Raw genomic sequence first — 19,284 nt, forward strand, 5'->3', positions numbered from 1 at the left:
CATTCCGAGGAGCGAAGCGACGAGGAATCCCTTTAGGTTCCAAAACTTTTGAGGTAGAAACGAAAATGAAACTAATCATCCTCGGCCGCGGAAAAACCGGCTCGCTTGTCGCTGACATCGCCCGCGAAAAGGGCCACGACGTCCTCGCTCTCGACGTGGAAGAAAACCAAAACGCCGCCGGCTTGACCCCCGAAACCACCAACGGCGTCGCCGCCGTCATTGACTTCACCACGCCCACCGCCGTTCTCGGCAACATCGAAGCCTGCATCCGCCTGGGTGTGAACATGGTCGTAGGCACGACAGGCTGGTATGCCGATCTGCCGCGCATCAGGCAATTGGTAGAACAGAGCCAGATGGGGTTTCTGTATGCCTCCAACTTTTCCATCGGAGTAAACATTTTCTTCGAAGTAGCGCGCGCCGTCGTGCCCGCCCTCGACTACGGATACACCACGCGCCTGCTCGAGCGCCATCACGTCCAAAAGAAAGACGCACCGTCGGGCACCGCCGCCACCATCAAAGGCATCCTGCAGCCGCACACCCAGGCGGATATCGAAATCACCTCCCTGCGCGAGGGCGACGTTGCCGGGCAGCACGTCATCATCCTCGACTCCGAAGAGGACACCATGATGCTGGTGCACGACGCCAAATCACGCCGCGGATTCGCCGCAGGCGCCGTCCGCGCCGCCGAGTGGATTGCAGGCAAAAAAGGCTTCTTCGAGTTCAAAGACGTGCTGCGGGGATGAAAAGACTTTCCCCCGCGGATCAACGCGGATTTGCGCGGATTCCCTTTGGCTTGTCATGCAGTTTCGTAGAGACGTAGCATGCTACGTCTCTGAGCCGGGGAGCTGTTTTTGTCTGGACCCCCACCCCACTTGCTGCAACAGACCATATAGCTGCTAAATCACTAATAATCAATGGCATACGGTTTTAAAAATGGTGCACTTGCAGCAAGTCAATCTCCCGCGTTTTGGGACACAAGACTGGCAACTGGGGACCTCTCCCGGCTTGCCGTGGATCGGCCACTGGGAACTGTTCTTGGAGCCTGGAGCTGACCTGTCCCGGCTTGCCGTGGAGAGCTGAAAGTATTACTCCCCCACCCCCCATTACTTGGAGTAGTCCATACGGTGATAAGTCACTGATATCCAATGACATACGGGGAGCATAAAGTGTCGTGGAGTAGTCCCAGACGGGGTGGGTGAGGCGCGTAAGTTCTAACCCCCATTCCCTGCGTCTACAGCCCAAAAGCTGGCGACGTGCCGTAGGACGCGGTGTGGGCTGACTGTTTTGCGAATTTTCAAAGACCTCGAACCAACGCGGCATGCTGAATGCCGTCAGCCAATTATGAACCACAATCTTCGCAGAATAAATTGTTTGATATCAGAGTGATATCAATGCTAGAGACTTTCTTTCCGCCGCTGATGAACCTGGATTAAGGGGCTGGTTGCTGCTCTGAAGACCGCAGTTTAAAGGTACAGCCATCTGTCCCATTTTCGGAGGATACAGTTATTAACACTGGCATTCCTGGTTCCCATTCTGGAGATTCCCAGCTCAGATAGACCTTATTAGCAGCAAGTGGCATGACGCCACCGCCGACTTTGATCATCATTGGCCCCAGTATTGTCCACTGCACAACTGAAAAAGGCTTGGAGCATTCCAAGTCCCCACGCATCCTCGTTACTCGATTCGTCAATAGTATGATGTCCATCGCCTTTGGGCTCTTAGATGGAAGCTCCTGCATAAAGAGCGAAATTTGAAGAGGCTCCCCAACTGCCTTGCGTCCCAACGCTAAAACGCAGCTGTTCATTGTTCCTTGCTGTGAATTCAGCGTTTGCTGTTGTGCGGTCAGTGTAGCTTGTTGATTGTTAATGGTCTGCTGTTGCATGTGTGTTTGCTCCTGAAAAAACTCCGCTTTCCCAACTGTTGCTTCAAAGTGTCCATTGCACAGGCCAAGTTCTCCGGAAATTATCTTCTTCTCTTCAATTAGCTCTTGCGAATTACGATGTTCGTCCCGTATCGATAGAATGCAGGCCCAGAATAGAAAGCCAACAAGCATCCACGCATAGACTTTGCGCGGTATTGGCTCTCTGCGGAAAAACTTCTCGTATAGTGCTACCAACACGGTAGCTACACACCCAGCCAGAAGAGTGAAGAAGTGACCGAAAATCGTGACAATCGCCTGTGTAATTTCTGACCACATATCGCAAAAATATCTCACCTGTGACTGCCTTGCGTCCAGGTGATAATTGGTTAGTCAAACAAACTCTGCCGCATAGCAGGGAGAGCGGAGTGCCGATCTCCAGGCTTATCCAAGCAATAGGTTCTTCCCTTCAGAAATCATTCGTTGCCCGACATACATGATAGTGATGCCCAAGGCAAGCAACAGAAGTGCTTCTATCAGATGATGTTTCATTCTCAACACCTCCTTTCATTTCTTAATTCACGGACGCATTTCCCGGGTTTCTCAAACACGGAAGCAATGGACTCCACAGATATGCTGAACCAGTACTAAGCATGAAGGAGTTTTTTCTGGCCAGCAGTAGTTCGCTAAATGCATAAGCGGCTGCTACTAATCCCAGCGAAGGCGCTGTTGCCTTTATATTCTTGAAGCTTACCCAGCCACAGTTTCCTGGGCTTTTCTTAAGTGCGACGACATAGCGGGCGTTCTCGACAGCTTCTTCAGTCCTTTCGGGAACGTCAAACAGTCGTCTAGCGACTGTTGCATCAGGCGGGAATGAATGCCAAGTTACTCGGGGTTTTGCTAACGATGTTCCAACACCTGCCTCAATCAGCCAGTCAAATCCAGCAGATGCACACATACGTCTTACATCGAGACTATCTAAGCCAAGCAGCGCTATACCTGGAGCATCAACGGGTATTCTCCATCCCCAATTGATGGTGACTGTATTCGCTTCACACGGAAATCCGGCAGATTTCGCCCAAGCTTTGATGTATTCTGCTTTGCGTTTGTCCCTCCAATCATCTCCGCTTAACAGTATCTGGGTATACCTGTTAGGGGGTTCAAATTGATCTTTGTCTATCAGGAATAGAGCAGGCTTCTCGAGATCCCTGTGCAAAAAATATAGTAATGATAGGTAAGCTTGGCCTAGCTGGCCGAGACCAATTAGGGTTAAGCCATCAATGGGAGCGGAATTGGTACCATAAGGTAATGCTAACTCAGCAACGGAAAAGGAATCCCGGAACGGCGGTATCTCGACTGCCTGGGCCAGCGCAGCAAACGCTACATAACCAGCGATCGCGAAACATGATATCGGGTTTGCCGGTTCTCGCGATTCGGTTATTAGCCGGCCGAACGCGATACGGTTTCCACGAGCATCAGCAATGAGAGAACAGCCCGGAGCAGTTGTACCCACACCAATGCAAATAGTTTCAACAGAAGAGGGCCTAGAAAAAACACAGTTTTGAGGTAGTGGAACGGGCGCTGAAAGTGCACTTTTCAGTCCACAATTAATATGAACGATCCCAAAAAACTGCCGAGCAAGAGCTGAGGCCATGGCCCACACGCATGGCCACAAATCGTTTTCCAGCCGAGTTGGGTCCACAACAAGTTCGATGTTCCTTCTCAGCAGATTTCGCACAGCTGATGCGCTAGCATGTTGAGGATTAGCCTTAAGTAAGCCATTTATGACCCGGTGCTCATATAGGGAATACTTATTTCTCATGGGTGATCAAAAATCTCCTGCGTATTTCTGACTCCGTGAGCCGATACCACCCGGGATTGCTTCTCACGTGAATTCCCATTGCTTCGGTATCCCAAGGCGGACGGGCGTACCACGGAATCACAATCGACCAAAACCCAATACGAGAGGAGAGCTGATTGTCTTGATCAATAGAACTGAGATCGACCCAATCTTCAGGATGTGTGTGAAGGAGTGCGATAAGTTGCCGACCCTCTTTGGACAGTTTCTGATAAAGCTGAAATTTGGCGGCTTCCGTCAGCTCCAACGAGAGTGCTGTGCCACGTTCATCACATAGCTCGTGATGAAAGTAAACCTGTTCCCCAACCCAGTTGTTTGTGCCGTCGATTTTCCCTGCCCATATGGCTCCGCTTTCCCGCCGAGTAACACTGCGCTCACGTAAACCAAAGAGTGTCTGTTCGAACAACTGACTATTTACTATCAATCTGTTTTCGTCGCTCATTGATGTGTGTACCCTCGCGCCGGAAGCCACAGCAGTTGTCGCAGAAAATCTAGATAACTAATCAGTTGGTTGCTGCTCTTTTTCCAAGCACTTCTAGCATGCCAGTCCGGATGCTGAGCAATGCCACCTCGGTCTTGGTCCCAACAAATGAATAAATTGCCATTGCCTTCTTTAAACTTTATCCATTGCTCAAACATAGAGTTGCCTTGCGGCCAGGCTGATGCAACACACAGCAAGTTAACTGGATCCACAAAGCGTCCATCGATAGGCTGTGTTCCGTACATATCGCACTGGAGACGAACCATATAATTACGCTCGTCTGGGGCATGCAACCGAACATAAAGCAAGTCTTTATCTCTTTCTTGAAGTACTAGCTCCCAAAAGCCTTGCGTCACGCCATGTTGGAATTCCGCCGAATTTATATCCTCACTGAGTCCCACATTTCTTCTCCATTCGGCTCAGGCCCGGGTTTGACCATCCAGACAGTCTTACAACCAGAGAATGGTCCGATCTTGGTACGGTCGTTCAACGCGGGGCCTGTCGGACTGCCGTCGCGCAACTCGAGATTTGCACAGGCATCTACCGCTACGTGGAAGTGACGGCACCCCCATTTGTGGACATCAGCCCAGGTCTCGTTCGATAGAAAACGGCGCATCGCACTAACGCTTTCAAAGTGCAGATCAATGCAGACACGACGAACTCGTACACTGTGCTCTTTTCCAGCTCCTTCGCTGAAAAACTTTGTGAGTTCAGCTTCGTCATCACGGACTCCAATCTCTTTGAGCAGTGCCTCACGCTCACTATCGAGTTCTGCCGCGACAACGGCTAGGGCATCCGACACGCGCTCGTTCACAGAAACCTCACGCTCAGCCTTCGCAACCACCACATTGCTTTCTTCGACTTCAATTCTCAAACGCATAAAACCCCCAATCAACGGTCGTTTCGCTTGTAGATTCCTGTCCCGTCGAGATATCATGAATATAATGAGGATTGTTTCTTAAGTCAAGTTGTGTCCCGCAAAAAACATTAAACGGAGGATTACATGCCAAAACGGACCCTAGAAAGCCTGGGCCGACTGGTTCGAGAAAAACGAGGAGCTAAGAAAATACGAGAAACAGCTAAAGAAATTGGAATTGGTACAGCAACGCTTATGCGCATCGAAAACGGACGCATCCCGGATGTCGAAACATTTGGGAAAATATGTAAATGGCTCAACATTGACCCGGGAAGCTTCCTCGGGTTTGAACCGATCTCTGCAGCAAATACAGCTCAAACGTTGACTGCTGTATCGACTCTTTTTAAAGCAGATCAGAACCCACAACCTGCCACCGTCCAGGCTATCGCACAAATGGTGCTACTCGCAATGAAAACTCAGCCAGGACAAGAAGACTCTGATGCATGAGTGCAACACTGGAAAGAGGATTCAAGAGTTGGGCAGAAAGAACTGCCGCAAGCCTTCGCACAGAGCTCTCATTGTCTCCGAGAGAGCGCTTGGACCCTCATCAACTTGCAGCCTATCTCCAAGTTGAGCTCCGTACGCCCTATGACATCCCGGGGTTGTCAGCTCAGACAAAACATCAGTTGCTTGAAGTTGATCCCTCGGGATGGTCTGCCGTAACCATTCAAAAGGGCCAGACGGCTCTTATCATTTACAACCCAAAACATTCTCCTGGTAGACAGGCCAGCGATATCACTCATGAGCTTGCCCATCTTATATTAGGACATCGAGCAACGACTATGATCATGTCGCAGGATGGCCAAATGGTAATGCGCAGCTACGATCAAAAGCAGGAAGATGAAGCAAACTGGCTTGCTTGGGTGCTGTTATTGCCCCGGGAGGGCCTGCTTTACTATCGCAAGCAGAAGCGGCTTACTGCCGCGGAAATTGCTCAGAGTTTTGGAGTTAGTGAACAACTGGTTTCTTATCGGCTACGTATCACAGGAGTAGATGCACAGATACGGGCGACCGGGCGATTTCATTGAGTCCCGAATCCCCTATTCCTTCTCACGCGGAGTGGCCCGCCCATTCGCTCCTTTTTGCGAAGGTTCTCCCTTGCCCGTTAAGCAGTTTTTCTCTCGAGAGATGGTGGAAGCTGCAGACATTTATTTTTCCAGAATGAATCTGCCATATTCACTTTCAACAAAAGCGAAATAGTTTCAAGTTTCCAGTTTCGAGTTTCAAGTTTTTTCGAGACGGATTTTCTCAGATCAAGTGTTTAACCACAAAGGGCACGAAGGAACGAATCACAAAGGACACAAAGGAAGGCGGGGTGGCCAGGCTAAGCTTGTCAGAAAGCCCGGTGGCAAGCACCGGTTGACGAGAATTTAGTAATATTGCCGCATGACTCTTTCTGCGAGAAATCAACTTGAAGGCATTGTCGAGGAGATTCATCTGGGCGGCGTGATGGCCCACGTAACCGTTCGCGTCGGGAACAATTTGGTGGAAAGCGTCATCACCCGGCGTAGCGCCGAAGAGATGCACCTGAAGAAAGGCGACACCGTAAAGGCGGTGATCAAGGCTACTGAGGTGATGTTGTTGAAGGACTAGGCCGCGTGGGCCGGTTAAGCTTCCTGGTCAGCAAATACAGTTTCGGGCCCACGGCAAGCCGGGATAGATTTCGAGTTCAAGTTTTTTCAGGACGGATTTTTTCAGAGAATGCCTTTCGGCTCCATGGGCGATTGACATATCCTCGGGGTCCTTCGACTCCGCCCTCGCTCCTGCGTCGCTCGGACTCTGCTCAGGATGACCGATTGATATGGTCACCTTCGAATTAGAAAACTCGAAATTATTTTGCTAACCAAGCCGGACCACGGCCACCAGAACTCTTCTTCACTCAGTCGTCCGCAACATTACTCAGTCTCCGCAACATTTTTTCCTCTGTCATCGTGAACAACTTTTTCCTCTGTCATCCTGAGCGGAGCCGCGCTTCGCGGCGTAGTCGAAGGACCCCGAGCATGCGTACCGTTCCCATGCAGTTTCAGGGAATTCTCTCGATTCACTCCTGCCCTTTGATGTCTTCCCCGGGAAACAGCATCCTGCGGCCCCACTTCTCCGCCAGATCTTCCCAGCGCGGGTTCAGCTTCTCAATCAAGGCAATCTTCTTTGACCGTCTCCAGCCTTTCAATTGACGCTCCCGCGCAGTGGCCTTGTGAGCATCGTCGTATTTCTCGTAATACACCAGCCTGCCACAATGATATTTCTTGGTAAAGCCCTCGAATTCTCCGGACTTGTGCTGTCCCATGCGTGTTACAGGCTTGCTGGTCATGCCGACGTAGAGTGTGCCTACGTGCTCGTCACGATATAAACCCAGAATTCGAAGTCCATGGGAGAATGCCTTGCTACTGCATTTTAAACTCACACATCTTCGGGGTCCTTCGACTTCGCTGCGAAGCAGTTCAAACGTTTAACCACAAAGGCCACGAAGGAATGAATCACAAAGGACACAAAGGGAGCCGGAACAGGTCGCCAGTTGCCAGTAGTCAGTTGCCCGCAGAATTAACCGCAAGATCCTTTGCCTTCGGCTCAGAATGACAAACTAAAGAAATCCACGAAAATCCGCGTTGCGGATGGTGAAACGATAGTGCTCCCTCGGACACTACTTTGATGCCGCCAGTTGTACCGCTGCGCTAAACGCATGACCAAAAGGAGCAAACGAGATAACGCGCGGCGGGACTGAAGTGGCCGGACGGCACATCCGGCCGGTACGTTGACTTCGTACTATTGCAGGAGTAAGGTGGTCGCGTTCTCAAGACCCCAAGCAGCTTTGCACGTTCACCATCGTCTGGCCATCGGTGAGAGCGCCGCTTCGTTCAACATAAAATCCAAGAAATCCAATAGGAGAAAAGGGTAGGGTATGAAAAACTTAGCGACTAAGACAAACGAAAGCAAATGGCGTTCGTTGCGCAAGAGCGCCGCATTCAGAAAGCAGGCAGGCTTCACCCTCATTGAGCTCCTGGTCGTGATCGCGATCATCGCGGTCCTGATCGGGTTGCTGCTGCCCGCGGTCCAGAAGGTGCGGGAGGCGGCGGCGCGCATGTCCGCGCATCCTCGCCTGCACGCACTCGGCGCGGACATCACCGCGTTTGGCGATGGCTCGGTTCGCGTCGCCCAAACCTTCGACTTGAGCCTGGCAACCGACGCCGCAAACGCGACGGAAGCGGATACTGCCAACGTGGACCTCCATCCCTTGAAATTCTTCTGCGATGCCGATACCAAGATCACGGGCTTCCAAACCCGGATTGACGCTCTGCTCAAAGACCGTGACGTCGCAAGTGAAGACCGGGACGTCGCAGGTGAGGAACGCGGGGACCGGGACCTCTCACGTGAGGAACGCCGGCTGCTGATCCAAACCAAAATGGCGCTGAATGAGGAGCTGCCGGCCGTGCAGAAGCTGGCGGAGGTGCTCCGCAAGAAGACCGCCGTCTGTTCTATACAGTGATTGTGATGGGGCGCGGCCTTCTGCTGCGCGGTTGCAGCACGCGCAGCCGGGGGCCTGCCCTTTCGCGCTTTTTTCGAAGGGCGGGGCGTCTTATTGTTGGCTATGTGGTCATGCCTGAACGCAGAATTTCTTTAGAGAATGCCTTTCGGCTGCATGAGCGACCGATATTTCCTCGGGGTCCTTCGGCAAGCTCAGGACAGGCTCTTCGACTCGGGCATTCGCCCTCGCTCAGGATGACAGTCCTAAAATGACCCAATGCTCCGATGACTCAATGACTCAATCTGCAAGAGCTCAATCTGCAATGATTCAATCCGCGCAATCTGTGAAATCCGCGGTGAGCTTTTGTTTTCGCCAGGAGCTAATTGCCAGGTGCCTGGACTAGATGTAGCTCAGCCACCAATCCTTTCTTCTCGCCTTCAAATCAGCAAACCATTTACAGGGGAAGTACAGAATTACAACCGCGGTGATCCACATCAGGTAAATAAAGGGCAGTCCATGGCCATAGCCGGGCGGCGTGCCATTGAAGATCGCGCCCTTGAACAACCACATCACCGGCTGTTGAAAGGCAAGCGCCACGATGATCGCCATGATGTGAATCAGGAACAGATGCAGTATGTAATAGAACATTGGCACACGGCCGTAGATCAGCACGGCGCGCCGCAGCCAGCTTCGGAGTGGGAGTGGGAGCGGAAGCGACAGCGGCGTGAGCTTGTCAAACAATCCCAGCAGGATAAGCGCCGGTCCCAGGGTCATTAACAGGTACTGCAAGCTGGGCGGATACTTCTGCACATTCAAGAAAGCAATCACGGATTGCGATGCCGTCGCCTGCAGCGCGAAATCTCCGTTCGACGGAGTGAAGGAACTAACATCTACCGGAGGATTTCCATACAGATGTCCCAGGCGGAGCACCACAAAGAGCAGCACGCAGGCTGTGCCAATGCCCAATACCCAGCGCCGGCGTTGTTCCGCGGGCTTTCTCAAGATTGCTCCAAAGGCGTACCCGGCGGCCATCACGCCGATCCAGGGTATGAGCGAATAGAACACAAAACCTGCTACCGGGATACCATGGAAGGTGGTGAACTGGTGAAATGTGGGAACATGGAGAATATTCCAAAAGATTCCGAACCTTCCGAAACGCTCGGGCGGTACGCGGTCCAGCAGGTTGTGCCCGGCAATGATCGCCAGCCCAATGGCGGCAATCGCGCGCACCGGCAGCCAGCGCACCAGCAGAGCCAGAAAAATCATTGACCAGCCCAGGGCCCAGATCACCAGCGCGATGAAGCCGGGAAAGATGGGATAACCCGTCCAGGCAAAATAAAAGATGGTCTGTTCCATTAAAACCAGCAGCAGCCCTCGTTTCCACAGGAAATCACAAATTTCTTGCGGCGATTTTCTTGTGCTGGAGAGGAACGCACCCGTTCCCGCCAGGAAGAAAAATACCGGGGCGCAGAAGTGCGTGATCCAGCGCGTGAAAAAGAGCGCCAGCGTGGTGTGAGCTACGTCTTCGGGCTGGAAGCGCGCATAGGTGAAGAAGTCGCGCGTGTGGTCCAGCGCCATGATCACCATTACAATTCCACGCAGCAGATCGACCGAGATCAGGCGTTCGGCCCGCGGAGTCCCGGGAAAAGCCGGGGTGATTGGAATTGATTCTCGGGCTGAAAGCGAAGCGCTCGTCGGAGTTGTAGTCATAATTGGTAATTAGCTCACAACAGAAAAGCGTAAGCAAGATCCACTTTCTTTGACGATAATGGAACCAAAATGTCAGCCTCTAAACTGATGTAAAAATATAGGACGTGAGCAGCTTGCATGAACCCCTGGAAAGAGACCTGAATGAAAGTTGTCAGCATCGGTGAAGTCCTTTGGGATGTCATTGAACGAGAGGAGCACTTGGGCGGAGCCCCGTTCAATTTTGCAGCGCATCTGCGCCGGCTCGGTCACACCGTATTCTTTGTCAGCGGTGTAGGCCGTGACCAGCGAGGAGAGCGCATTCTGCACAAGATGGCCGAACTGGGTCTTCCGACCGGATACGTGTCTCGTGTCAAGAATACTGCAACCGGCGTGGTCGAGGTTACACTCGACACAGCAGGACAACCGCAATTCATCATTCATCGGCCTGCGGCCTACGATTTTCCCAAGCTATCAAAACTGGAACTAGAGCAACTTTCATCAGAGCAGCCTGATTGGATCTATTTTGGGACATTGCTGCAAATGAATTCCCAAGCTAAAGCCTTGACGGCTGCGCTTCTGGCTTCGAATAGCGCCCGGCGCTTCTATGACGTAAATCTTCGTGCCGGCTGCTATGACGCTCCCCTGGTGCGCGAGTTGATGTCACAAGCGACGGTAGTCAAGCTGAATGACGACGAGGCTTCGGAGATTGCGCAGATGTTCCATCGTCCTCAACCCGATTCACTCGAAGAATTCTGCCGAAGCTACGCCAGCGAATTTGGCTGGGAAACAGTCTGCGTAACCCGCGGCGCGCGAGGATGCGCGCTCCTGATCGGCAATGAATACATCGAGGCCGATGGGTACCCGGTCGAGGTGGCGGATACGGTCGGCGCTGGTGACGCCTTTGCCGCAGCCTTCCTACACGGGCTTGGCAGCGGATGGCAGCCGTCGCGAATCGCTGACTTTGCCAACCGTGTGGGAGCACTCGTCGCCAGCCGCAGAGGCGCGATTCCTAGCTGGACGGGTGAAGAAGCAATGGCGCTGGGGCAGGCCCCGAAACTCTAGGAGAGATGGCTAAGAGTAGTTTTGGCGTATGAGCCGACGGCTGCCACTAGTGCAAGTCCGCTAGAAACGCCTGCAATCCCTTCAGTACTTCAGGCTCCCGCGTCAGATACACGAAATGACCAGCACCAGGCAGATCAATAAAATGCACGTCCGAGGCCCCATTGAGAAGATTCTTGTTCCATCGATCAACATAAGCCTTGGTTGCGACGTTAAAGGCGTCAATAGCGGCGCGTTCGTCTGCGTCTTTGGGTTGATATCCAGTCGCTTCTGACTGATCCTTGGGGTAGCGCACAAATTCACAAAAAGCCAGGACTGGCACACGGATACCAGAGTAGTCCCGCTTTTTCTGTCCAGCTCCAATTGCGTTCCAAATCGTTTGGGGACTTTTGGGTTTGCCCTTGGTTCCGTCGGGGTTGGTCACATACATATTGCGCAACTCCGATTCGGGAAAGATGAATTGCCCGTTTCGCAGTTGCCAGGCATGGTAAGCACTGAATGATCTTGGCTCCTCTCCAGAAGGGGGTGGAGCAGGAGTGCGCATCGGTGCCGGCAACTTGTTATAAAGCTCAATGTACGCCGGATCGCTACCGGGCCAGTCTCTTGGGTCTCCAAGGGCATCCAAGTACACAAGACCTGCCACACGATGGGGATGCTGGTGCGCGATTATCGTCATTTCGCCGCCGGCCATGGAGTGTCCCACCAAAACCGGCGCTTCGATCTTGAGCGAATCGAGGACCTCAACAACATCATCTGCCAGCCGCTGTTCGTCATAGCTTGAAGCCGGTTGACTGGAGGCGCCGTAGCCGCGCCGCGTGATGCCGTAAATGTGACCGAAGCCTGTCAACTTAGGAGCGAAGTCGTCGAATACGTGGGCCGTATTGCCCGCCCCTGCTAACAGCACAACCGCCCGGCCGGATCCGCCCCAATCGAGAACTTCCAACCGGACGCCTTGTTCTACGGTCACGAACTGGACTTCGTGCTTCGAGGGATCCTGCCACGTAGAAGTCTGAGCTGTGGTGTTCGACACGGCTGGGACATCCGGCTTCTCTTTGTTTTGTGCTGTGAGAAGCGTGACCGCCGGCAATTGTTGCGCATCGTTCTGCCGTTGATCCGCAGTTGCAGGCGCAGCAGAAGCGAGGCTTGACGTGATCAGTAGTCCCGCAACAATAAGGAGCTTTACCAGTTTCATTTTCACTCCTTCCCTGCCTATTTCCCTTTGGCCATGGCAATCGCGGCGAGATTTCCACCCAAGCCCATGGTTTCGACCGCCGACGAGGGCACAATCACCATGGAGCCGCGTTCTTTAATGGCTTCGTACAGCATGTTCATGGCGCGCAGATGAAGCGCAACCGGATTTTCGGCATAGGCCTCAGCCGCCTTAACAAACTTTTCCGAGATTTCTGTTTCGGCCTGGCCCAAAATGATTCGTGCCTGGCGCTCACGCTCGGCCTGGGCCTGCCGTGACATGGCGTCTTCCAAGGCCTGCGGAATCTTCACATCCCGTATCTCAACCGATTGCACGGTGATTCCCCACGGATTGGTTTTCTGATCCAGGATGCGCTGCAGCTCTCGCCCCAGTGTTTCGCGCTCGGTCAGCATTTGCGCCAGCTCGTGCCGTCCGATGGATTCGCGTAGCGCAGTCTGCGCGCTCATCCCGATCGCTTCCTGAAAGTTTTCGACTTCCAGAATGGATTTCTCGGCGTTCCATACCAGCCAGAAGACGATGGCATCAACATTCACCGGGACCGTGTCGCGTGTGAGCGTGGATTCCGCGCTGACATTGGCGACCCGCACCCGCTGGTCAATATACGGACTAAGTGTTTCTACCAGCGGTATGATGTGAATCAGCCCCGGCCCGCGCAATCCAACGTACTTGCCCAGACGTAGAACTGCAACTTTCTCCCACTGCTGCACCACCTTAATCGCAAAAAGGAAATACAGGCCCAACAGAACGCCGGCAATCAGAAACGCGGGTTGGTTCAGCAGACGAGCGGCAATGGCCCCTGCAACGACGCAGATTACAAATAGAGCCCTCGCGATTCCAGCAATTGGTGTACTTATGTTCCTCGGCATGGTAGTCATCTCCTTGGCATCGGCTCACTTTGAGCGCTGATGCAGTTGCTCTAATAAATCTTCGACGGTAAATCCCGCGGCGCCGGCGCGCGCGACGAAATCGCCGATGATCTGCGCTAACTGCCGGTCGCGCTCGGCGTCGTCTTTTTTTAATTTCTTCTGGCTGATAAATGTCCCGGTGCCCTGGTGGGTCTCCAGCAGCCCACCGAGTTCCAGCTCGCGATAGGCGCGCAAAACAGTATTGGGATTGATCGCCAGATCAACCGCAAGCTGGCGCACCGTGGGGAGTTGATCGCCTGCAGCCAGCGAACCGGAAGCAAGTCCGCCCCGGACCTGATCGATGATTTGGCGATACACCGGAACGCCGCTGGCCAGATCGAGCCGCAACCGGAAGGGCGTTTTCGTAATTGTTGAAGACTTACTCATCTAATTAACTAGTGTTATATATAACTAGTACATTGTTGTCAAGAGAAATTTGCTGGAGGAATAATCCTCTGTGCGGGCATGAACAGGAACCTAGCTGACGGCTTTTTTATGGAACTGGCGAAGACCGACTACAAACAACAGAACATCGAATGCCGCCAAGGCCACCAGAATCAACGGAACCGGCAGGTGCGAGGACTGGGGCACCAGCGTTGCCCGCAATCCTTCGCTGGCATAGGTGAGCGGGTTGAGGAGAACACCTTTCTGCAGGATGGGAAATTTGTCGAGCGCGCTCCAGGGATAGTAGGTGCAGCCAAAAAACATCATCGGGGTCAAGACCAGGCTGAACATCAGGCCGATGTGCTGCTGGTCCACGCTGCAACCCAGCGCAAGGCCTCCGCAGGCTGAGAACCCAGCAACCAGCACCGTAATGCAGACAAAGAGCAGTGGATTGGCAAGATGCAACTCCAATCCGGGCCGAAGAATAATCCATGCCAGCGGAATCACGACTAAGCCGGCGACCACAGCCTGGACGAGACCGGCCACCACCTTTTCCACTGCAACCCAGGAGATCGCGATGGGGGCCAGAAGGCGATCTTCAATTTCGCGGGTGAACTGGAATTCTGCGATCAGGGGCATGGCGACGGCCCAGATTCCCGTGAATACCATGCTGATGGCCATGATGCCGGGAAGCAGCAGGCTCTTGTAAGCAGCCGGAAGATAACCGCTGCCCACCATGACGCGCCCGAAAATAAAAACGAACAGCAGCGGTTGCAGAAAAGTCTGGAACAACAGAGGAACCAGATTGCGCCGGGCCACGTGTACATCGCGGGCCAACAGCGCCAGGAAGGTTTTACCATTCATTCGCGCAAGCTCCTGCCGGTGTGATGGAGAAACAGGTTTTCAAGGCTGGGTTCGGAAATATGTACATCAGACAGTTCCACGCCAAAAGCCGCCGCGGCGTTCACAATCTCCGGAATCAGGGAGCCGCCCCGGCTGGCGTAAAGATCGGCGCCAGTGTCTCCGGAGGGGCGCACTTCGGTTACGCTGGGTAAAGTGGCGAGGCGCTCAAGTAGCGGTGCGGAGTGATGTCCAAAACGCAGGCGCAGGAGAAATCCGCCGGGAATAGAAGCTTTCAGCTCGGCGGGCGTACCCGATGCGATGATGCGGCCATGATCAATGATGGCGAGTTGCTGGCATAGCGAATCGGCCTCTTCCATGTTGTGGGTCGTAAGCAGGATGGTGCGGCCTTTCTGGTTATACTCGCGGATAATTTCCCACAGCAGCAGCCGGGTTTGCGGATCCAGGCCCACGCTCGGTTCATCGAGGAACAAGACCTGCGGGTCGTGCATCATGGCACGCGCGATTGACACACGCTGCATCATGCCGCCCGAAAATCCGCGGACGAGTTGGTCGGCACGGTCCGTCAACTGAAAGCGTTCGAGCAAAGCATTGGCGCGCTCACTCCGTTCGCGCGAACTCAGGCCGAAGTAGGCTCCATGGAAGAGCAGAATCTCGCGGGCGGTAAGGGCAAAATCCAGGTTCGGGCGCTGAGCCACCACCCCGATCTGGCGCTTGGCGGCCGTCTGATCGAGCCAAACATCGAGTCCGCTAATCCAGGCCGTACCACTGGTTGGGCGCACGCGGGTGGTCAGAATGCCCACGGTGGTGGACTTCCCCGCCCCATTCGGACCGAGCAGACCAAAGATCCCGCCGGGGGCAACGTCGAGGTCAATACCATCAAGCGCGGTGATCTGCGGCTTGGGCGCCTTATTACGCTTGCCGGTCGAGGCGGAAGCATCACCGCGTACGGCTCCGGCTGGCGGATTTGAGTTGTAAATCTTGCGCAGATCGCGAGTACGAATTGCCGAGTCCATTGCTAGGGTCCCTGGTCGAGAGCGCATCACGCTCTGGCGACCGCTGAAACTGAAACTAAGTATACATAGCAGTGCTGAGGAATCATAAGTTCTGTTGATGTCCCGCGCTTTGTTCTACGTCATCGCGGCTCGGGATTATCTGCAAACCTAAGTATTAAAGGAATCTTGTCCGAAAGAATTGTAAAAATGCGACATGTTTCGGCATTCGTGATCTGAAAGGATATACTCTGTACCCGACTAACAATTCCGGTATCCTAGACATATGAAACTACGTGGTTGCGGTACGGCCCTTGTCACCCCCTTCAACGCCGATGGTTCCGTGGACGAACCCAGCCTGCGCAGTCTGGTGAGTTGGCAGGTCGAGTCAGAAATTGATTTTCTTATTCCCTGCGGCACCACTGGCGAGACCCCGACTCTTTCGCGCAGTGAATGGCAGTTCGTGATTGAGGTAACGATTGATACAGTTCGGGCACGCGTACCCATCGTGGCGGGAGCGACTTCTAACTCAACCCGCGAGGCCGTGGAAAAAGCGCAGACGGTTGCAGCCATTCCTGGCGTGGACGCAATTCTGACTGCCTCTCCTTATTACAACAAGCCCACGCAAGAAGGCCAGTACCAGCACTTCAAGGCCATCGCCGAGGCGGTGGATAAGCCCGTCGTGCTCTACAACGTCCCCGGGCGTACGGCAGCCAATCTTGAGCCCGCTACCGTCGGCCGGCTGGCCGAGATCAAAAATATTGTGGGCATCAAAGAAGCCAGTGGCCTTATCGGACAAATCTCCGAGGTCTTTAACAACGTTCCGGAAGATTTTACGGTCCTCTCGGGTGACGATGTCATGACGCTGCCGGTCATCGCCCTGGGTGGAGCAGGCGTGATTTCGGTTGCATCGAACGAGATCCCGCGCGAGATGGCGAAGATGACCCGCGCGGCATTGGATGGCGATTGGGAGATGGCAAGGCGCATCCATCGCAAATTTTTGCCGCTCATGCAGGCCAACTTTATCGAATCGAGCCCACTGCCGGTGAAAGCCGTGCTGGCCATGATGGGAAAAATTGGAGAACACTACCGCCTTCCCTTAGTCCCGATGAAGAAAGACACGCGCGCAAAGCTAGAGGCGATTGCGGCAGAAGCCGGATTGCTGAAAAAAATTTTGGTGGCAAAGTAGCCGCTCTCGGTATTGACTCTATTCTGGTCCGCGTCTCTCTGCATTAATCTGCGGCGAAAAACGTGTATACTCAGCCGCGATGCAACCTTTACAGAATGAAATTGAACGGCTCTTTGCTCTGGGAGCGCAGGCCAAGTCAGAATCCTCCGCGCGTGAGGTGTTTCTCGAATTCCGTTCCTCTCTTTCACGCGGGAAAATCCGCGCCGCGGAAAAACGCGGCAACCAGTGGTATGCCAACGTCTGGGTGAAGCAAGGAATCCTGCTGGGCTTTCGCCTGGGTGAACTGGCTGAGATGGGCTCCGACGCAACCCTCTCCTTCGTGGATAAAGACACCTACCCTGCCCGCCGCTGGCACGTTGGCGATGGCATTCGTATCGTCCCGGGAGGCTCCTCGGTGCGCGAAGGCGCTTATGTGGCGCCCTCGGTGATCTGTATGCCGCCCATGTATATCAACGTGGGCGCTTACGTGGATGAAGGCGCCCTGGTAGACTCCCACGCTCTGGTTGGCTCCTGCGCTCAGATTGGCAAGCGTGTGCACCTGAGTGCCGCCGCCCAGATTGGCGGAGTGCTGGAGCCTGTCAGCGCTGCTCCGGTTGTAATCGAAGATGAAGCCCTGGTCGGCGGAAACTGCGGAGTCTATGAAGGCACGCAGGTCAGGACCCGCGCTGTGTTGGGCGCTGGGACTATACTGACCCGCTCCACGCCGGTTTACGATCTGGTTCGCGGCCAAGTCTACCGTGCTACCGATGAGCAGCCCCTCGTAATCCCGGAAAATGCCGTAGTTGTACCTGGCTCCCGGGCCGTCGCCCACGGCAAAGGCGCGGAATGGAACCTTTCGCTGTACACGCCAGTCATCGTCAAGTACCGTGATGAAAAAACCGACAGCCGGGTCGAGCTCGAAGATTTATTGCGGTAACGCTTGAAGATTTTTAAAAAAAATCATGAAAAAGAACATCTTATTGGCGGGCTTTGTAGCCGGTAGTCTCGCCGCCATTCTGACTACTTTGGCGCATTTTCGGCTAGTCCCCATTCCAGAAGCCGCTCTGATGACAGCCCGCTGGGCGGCAATCGCAGTCCTGATCGCATATGCTTTCTTGCGCCGCTCCCTGACTCCCTGGATCCTGGTTAGCATGCTCGCCGGTGCGGAACTTGGCCACGACTGGCCGCAAGCCGCTGGGCACCTTAAGGTGCTGAGTCAGATTTTCCTGCGCCTGATTACTCTTATCATCGCTCCCCTGCTCTTCGGAACTCTAGTCAGCGGAATTGCCGGCCATCCCGATCTCAAAAAGGTCGGCCGCATGGGAATCAAGTCCCTCATTTATTTTGAGGTGGTCACGACCCTGGCCCTGCTGATCGGATTGGCAGCCATTAACATCAGCAAAGCCGGGATGGGAGTACAACTGCAAGCAGGCGATGCCTCCGCCACAGCTCCAACCCCAGCGCGCCCCGGCGCGACTGAAATCATTCTGCATGTTTTTCCGGAAAACATTGCCAAGTCTGTTGCAGAAGGCCAGATATTGCAGGTGGTGATCTTCAGCATCCTGTTCGGCATTGCTTTGGCGCAGGTCCCAGAGGAGCGGCGAAGGCCCATGGTGCAGTTCTGCGAGAGCCTGTCGGAAACCATGTTCCGATTCACCAACATGGTTATGCTGTTCGCCCCCGTAGGCATTGGCGCCGCCATTGCTTTCACTGTAGGCCAGGGTGGGCTGAGGATTATCGGGAACCTCTTCCAGCTCCTGGTTACGTTGTACTGCGCGCTGCTGGCTTTCATCTTCCTGGTTTTGCTGCCGATTGCGCTGCTGGCGCGTGTGCCTTTGCGAAAGTTTCTCAGAGCTGTTGCCGAACCGGTCTCGATCGCGTTTGGCACAGCCACATCGGAAGCCGCGCTTCCACGCGCCATGGAAGCCATGGAATCCATTGGAGTGCCGCGGTCAATTGTGGCTTTCGTCATGCCCACCGGCTACAGCTTTAATCTTGACGGCAGTTCAATCTATCTTTCACTTGCTGCAATCTTTGTAGCGCAAGCGGCCCACATTCATTTGAGTTTTGGCCAACAACTCACGATGATGCTGACACTCATGCTTACCAGCAAAGGAGTGGCAGGAGTCTCGAAAGCGTCGCTCGTGATTCTATTGGGCACCGCCGATCAGTTGGGCCTTCCCAAAGACCCTATCCTGATTCTGTTCGCGGTGGATCAACTTCTGGACATGGGCCGTACCGCGATCAACGTTCTGGGAAATTGCCTGGCAACCGTGGTGGTTGCCCGCTGGGAGGGCGAATTCCCCGAGAAAACATCGTCGCCTGCGGCCGTAGAAGCCCTGACGTAGAACCATTTTCAATGTTGGTATGCCCTCTCTTTCGGGCGCTCCGCTTCGCTACGCGCATGCCCGCGGCAGCAAGGAATTGTCATTTTTCAGCG

At 54.0% G+C, this 19,284-nt stretch carries 21 protein-coding genes; 9 read left to right on the forward strand and 12 right to left on the reverse strand.

The features are described from left to right. The first annotated feature begins 65 nt into the window (after positions 1-65). Positions 66-743, forward strand: coding sequence for a dihydrodipicolinate reductase C-terminal domain-containing protein (locus VK738_15510; protein ID HTD24064.1), 678 nt, complete (start codon positions 66-68; stop codon positions 741-743). Between the two features lie 686 nt (positions 744-1,429). On the opposite strand, the gene VK738_15515 is transcribed toward VK738_15510, so the two are convergent. From VK738_15515 to VK738_15535, 5 genes are all read right to left on the reverse strand, one after another. Beyond that, entirely contained in the window at positions 1,430-2,197 is a 768-nt protein-coding gene (locus tag VK738_15515; protein ID HTD24065.1) for a hypothetical protein, read from the reverse strand. Positions 2,198-2,432: 235 nt separating this feature from the next. Beyond that, positions 2,433-3,680, reverse strand: a complete 1,248-nt coding sequence (locus VK738_15520) for a hypothetical protein (GenBank protein HTD24066.1) — start codon at positions 3,678-3,680, stop codon at positions 2,433-2,435. Beyond that, positions 3,670-4,158, reverse strand: a complete 489-nt coding sequence (locus tag VK738_15525) for a hypothetical protein (GenBank protein HTD24067.1) — start codon at positions 4,156-4,158, stop codon at positions 3,670-3,672. The genes VK738_15520 and VK738_15525 overlap by 11 nt, the downstream gene beginning before the upstream one ends. Then, a complete protein-coding gene (locus VK738_15530) occupies positions 4,155-4,598 on the reverse strand; it encodes a hypothetical protein (protein HTD24068.1) in 444 nt (147 codons plus the stop codon). Before VK738_15530 ends, VK738_15525 begins: the two co-directional genes overlap by 4 nt. Next, positions 4,577-5,077, reverse strand: coding sequence for a hypothetical protein (locus VK738_15535; GenBank protein ID HTD24069.1), 501 nt, complete (start codon positions 5,075-5,077; stop codon positions 4,577-4,579). The genes VK738_15530 and VK738_15535 overlap by 22 nt, the downstream gene beginning before the upstream one ends. Before the next feature lie 123 nt (positions 5,078-5,200). Between VK738_15535 and VK738_15540 the strand changes: the two genes are divergently transcribed. The 3 genes from VK738_15540 (at position 5,201) to VK738_15550 (ending at position 6,706) form a co-directional block, all read left to right on the forward strand. Then, positions 5,201-5,560, forward strand: coding sequence for a helix-turn-helix transcriptional regulator (locus VK738_15540; protein HTD24070.1), 360 nt, complete (start codon positions 5,201-5,203; stop codon positions 5,558-5,560). After that, positions 5,557-6,141 (forward strand): ImmA/IrrE family metallo-endopeptidase, encoded by a 585-nt coding sequence (locus VK738_15545; protein HTD24071.1) that lies wholly within the window; start codon positions 5,557-5,559, stop codon positions 6,139-6,141. Before VK738_15540 ends, VK738_15545 begins: the two co-directional genes overlap by 4 nt. A gap of 358 nt (positions 6,142-6,499) precedes the next feature. Continuing rightward, positions 6,500-6,706 carry a TOBE domain-containing protein gene (locus VK738_15550; protein HTD24072.1) on the forward strand — a complete coding sequence of 69 codons (207 nt, stop codon included), beginning with the start codon at positions 6,500-6,502 and terminating at the stop codon, positions 6,704-6,706. Positions 6,707-7,154: 448 nt separating this feature from the next. On the opposite strand, the gene VK738_15555 is transcribed toward VK738_15550, so the two are convergent. Then, positions 7,155-7,517 carry a GIY-YIG nuclease family protein gene (locus tag VK738_15555; GenBank protein ID HTD24073.1) on the reverse strand — a complete coding sequence of 121 codons (363 nt, stop codon included), beginning with the start codon at positions 7,515-7,517 and terminating at the stop codon, positions 7,155-7,157. Between the two features lie 495 nt (positions 7,518-8,012). On the opposite strand from VK738_15555, the gene VK738_15560 reads away from it, so the two are divergent. After that, on the forward strand, positions 8,013-8,597 hold the full coding sequence (locus tag VK738_15560) for a prepilin-type N-terminal cleavage/methylation domain-containing protein (protein HTD24074.1): 585 nt from the start codon (positions 8,013-8,015) through the stop codon (positions 8,595-8,597). Between the two features lie 378 nt (positions 8,598-8,975). Here VK738_15560 and VK738_15565 read toward each other — a convergent pair whose 3' ends face one another. Next, positions 8,976-10,286 (reverse strand): heparan-alpha-glucosaminide N-acetyltransferase domain-containing protein, encoded by a 1,311-nt coding sequence (locus VK738_15565; GenBank protein ID HTD24075.1) that lies wholly within the window; start codon positions 10,284-10,286, stop codon positions 8,976-8,978. A 141-nt stretch (positions 10,287-10,427) separates the two neighbouring features. Here VK738_15565 and VK738_15570 point away from each other — a divergent pair, with 141 nt between their 5' ends. Beyond that, a complete protein-coding gene (locus tag VK738_15570; protein ID HTD24076.1) occupies positions 10,428-11,327 on the forward strand; it encodes a PfkB family carbohydrate kinase in 900 nt (299 codons plus the stop codon). A gap of 46 nt (positions 11,328-11,373) precedes the next feature. Here the strand turns inward: VK738_15570 and VK738_15575 are convergent, their stop codons facing one another. The 5 genes from VK738_15575 to VK738_15595 form a co-directional block, all read right to left on the reverse strand. After that, entirely contained in the window at positions 11,374-12,516 is a 1,143-nt protein-coding gene (locus VK738_15575; GenBank protein HTD24077.1) for an alpha/beta hydrolase, read from the reverse strand. 17 nt (positions 12,517-12,533) lie between these two features. Continuing rightward, positions 12,534-13,400, reverse strand: coding sequence for a slipin family protein (locus VK738_15580; GenBank protein HTD24078.1), 867 nt, complete (start codon positions 13,398-13,400; stop codon positions 12,534-12,536). A gap of 24 nt (positions 13,401-13,424) precedes the next feature. After that, positions 13,425-13,826, reverse strand: coding sequence for a GntR family transcriptional regulator (locus VK738_15585; protein HTD24079.1), 402 nt, complete (start codon positions 13,824-13,826; stop codon positions 13,425-13,427). 90 nt (positions 13,827-13,916) lie between these two features. Further along, positions 13,917-14,687 (reverse strand): ABC transporter permease, encoded by a 771-nt coding sequence (locus VK738_15590; GenBank protein HTD24080.1) that lies wholly within the window; start codon positions 14,685-14,687, stop codon positions 13,917-13,919. Further along, positions 14,684-15,700, reverse strand: coding sequence for an ATP-binding cassette domain-containing protein (locus VK738_15595; protein HTD24081.1), 1,017 nt, complete (start codon positions 15,698-15,700; stop codon positions 14,684-14,686). The genes VK738_15590 and VK738_15595 overlap by 4 nt, the downstream gene beginning before the upstream one ends. 262 nt (positions 15,701-15,962) lie before the next feature. Here VK738_15595 and dapA point away from each other — a divergent pair, with 262 nt between their 5' ends. From dapA to VK738_15610, 3 genes are all read left to right on the forward strand, one after another. Continuing rightward, positions 15,963-16,865, forward strand: a complete 903-nt coding sequence (gene dapA, locus VK738_15600; GenBank protein HTD24082.1) for a 4-hydroxy-tetrahydrodipicolinate synthase — start codon at positions 15,963-15,965, stop codon at positions 16,863-16,865. A gap of 79 nt (positions 16,866-16,944) precedes the next feature. Beyond that, positions 16,945-17,781, forward strand: a complete 837-nt coding sequence (locus tag VK738_15605; protein HTD24083.1) for a 2,3,4,5-tetrahydropyridine-2,6-dicarboxylate N-succinyltransferase — start codon at positions 16,945-16,947, stop codon at positions 17,779-17,781. 25 nt (positions 17,782-17,806) lie between these two features. Further along, positions 17,807-19,192, forward strand: coding sequence for a cation:dicarboxylase symporter family transporter (locus tag VK738_15610; GenBank protein HTD24084.1), 1,386 nt, complete (start codon positions 17,807-17,809; stop codon positions 19,190-19,192). The last annotated feature ends 92 nt before the right edge of the window (positions 19,193-19,284 follow it).

This window comes from Terriglobales bacterium (assembly GCA_035487355.1).
Taxonomy (GTDB): Bacteria; Acidobacteriota; Terriglobia; order Terriglobales; family Acidobacteriaceae; genus QIAW01.

Excerpts from the sequence above, each read along its gene's own strand:
- VK738_15520 (HTD24066.1), bottom strand. The coding sequence starts at position 3,680 with ATGAGAAATAAGTATTCCCTATATGAGCACCGGGTCATAAATGGCTTA.
- VK738_15515 (HTD24065.1), bottom strand. The coding sequence starts at position 2,197 with ATGTGGTCAGAAATTACACAGGCGATTGTCACGATTTTCGGTCACTTC.
- VK738_15595 (HTD24081.1), bottom strand. The coding sequence starts at position 15,700 with ATGGACTCGGCAATTCGTACTCGCGATCTGCGCAAGATTTACAACTCA.
- VK738_15570 (HTD24076.1), top strand. The coding sequence starts at position 10,428 with ATGAAAGTTGTCAGCATCGGTGAAGTCCTTTGGGATGTCATTGAACGA.
- VK738_15610 (HTD24084.1), top strand. The coding sequence starts at position 17,807 with ATGAAAAAGAACATCTTATTGGCGGGCTTTGTAGCCGGTAGTCTCGCC.
- VK738_15580 (HTD24078.1), bottom strand. The coding sequence starts at position 13,400 with ATGCCGAGGAACATAAGTACACCAATTGCTGGAATCGCGAGGGCTCTA.
- VK738_15550 (HTD24072.1), top strand. The coding sequence starts at position 6,500 with ATGACTCTTTCTGCGAGAAATCAACTTGAAGGCATTGTCGAGGAGATT.
- VK738_15560 (HTD24074.1), top strand. The coding sequence starts at position 8,013 with ATGAAAAACTTAGCGACTAAGACAAACGAAAGCAAATGGCGTTCGTTG.
- VK738_15605 (HTD24083.1), top strand. The coding sequence starts at position 16,945 with ATGCAACCTTTACAGAATGAAATTGAACGGCTCTTTGCTCTGGGAGCG.
- VK738_15525 (HTD24067.1), bottom strand. The coding sequence starts at position 4,158 with ATGAGCGACGAAAACAGATTGATAGTAAATAGTCAGTTGTTCGAACAG.
- VK738_15535 (HTD24069.1), bottom strand. The coding sequence starts at position 5,077 with ATGCGTTTGAGAATTGAAGTCGAAGAAAGCAATGTGGTGGTTGCGAAG.
- VK738_15540 (HTD24070.1), top strand. The coding sequence starts at position 5,201 with ATGCCAAAACGGACCCTAGAAAGCCTGGGCCGACTGGTTCGAGAAAAA.
- VK738_15510 (HTD24064.1), top strand. The coding sequence starts at position 66 with ATGAAACTAATCATCCTCGGCCGCGGAAAAACCGGCTCGCTTGTCGCT.
- VK738_15565 (HTD24075.1), bottom strand. The coding sequence starts at position 10,286 with ATGACTACAACTCCGACGAGCGCTTCGCTTTCAGCCCGAGAATCAATT.
- VK738_15545 (HTD24071.1), top strand. The coding sequence starts at position 5,557 with ATGAGTGCAACACTGGAAAGAGGATTCAAGAGTTGGGCAGAAAGAACT.
- VK738_15590 (HTD24080.1), bottom strand. The coding sequence starts at position 14,687 with ATGAATGGTAAAACCTTCCTGGCGCTGTTGGCCCGCGATGTACACGTG.
- VK738_15585 (HTD24079.1), bottom strand. The coding sequence starts at position 13,826 with ATGAGTAAGTCTTCAACAATTACGAAAACGCCCTTCCGGTTGCGGCTC.
- dapA (HTD24082.1), top strand. The coding sequence starts at position 15,963 with ATGAAACTACGTGGTTGCGGTACGGCCCTTGTCACCCCCTTCAACGCC.
- VK738_15575 (HTD24077.1), bottom strand. The coding sequence starts at position 12,516 with ATGAAACTGGTAAAGCTCCTTATTGTTGCGGGACTACTGATCACGTCA.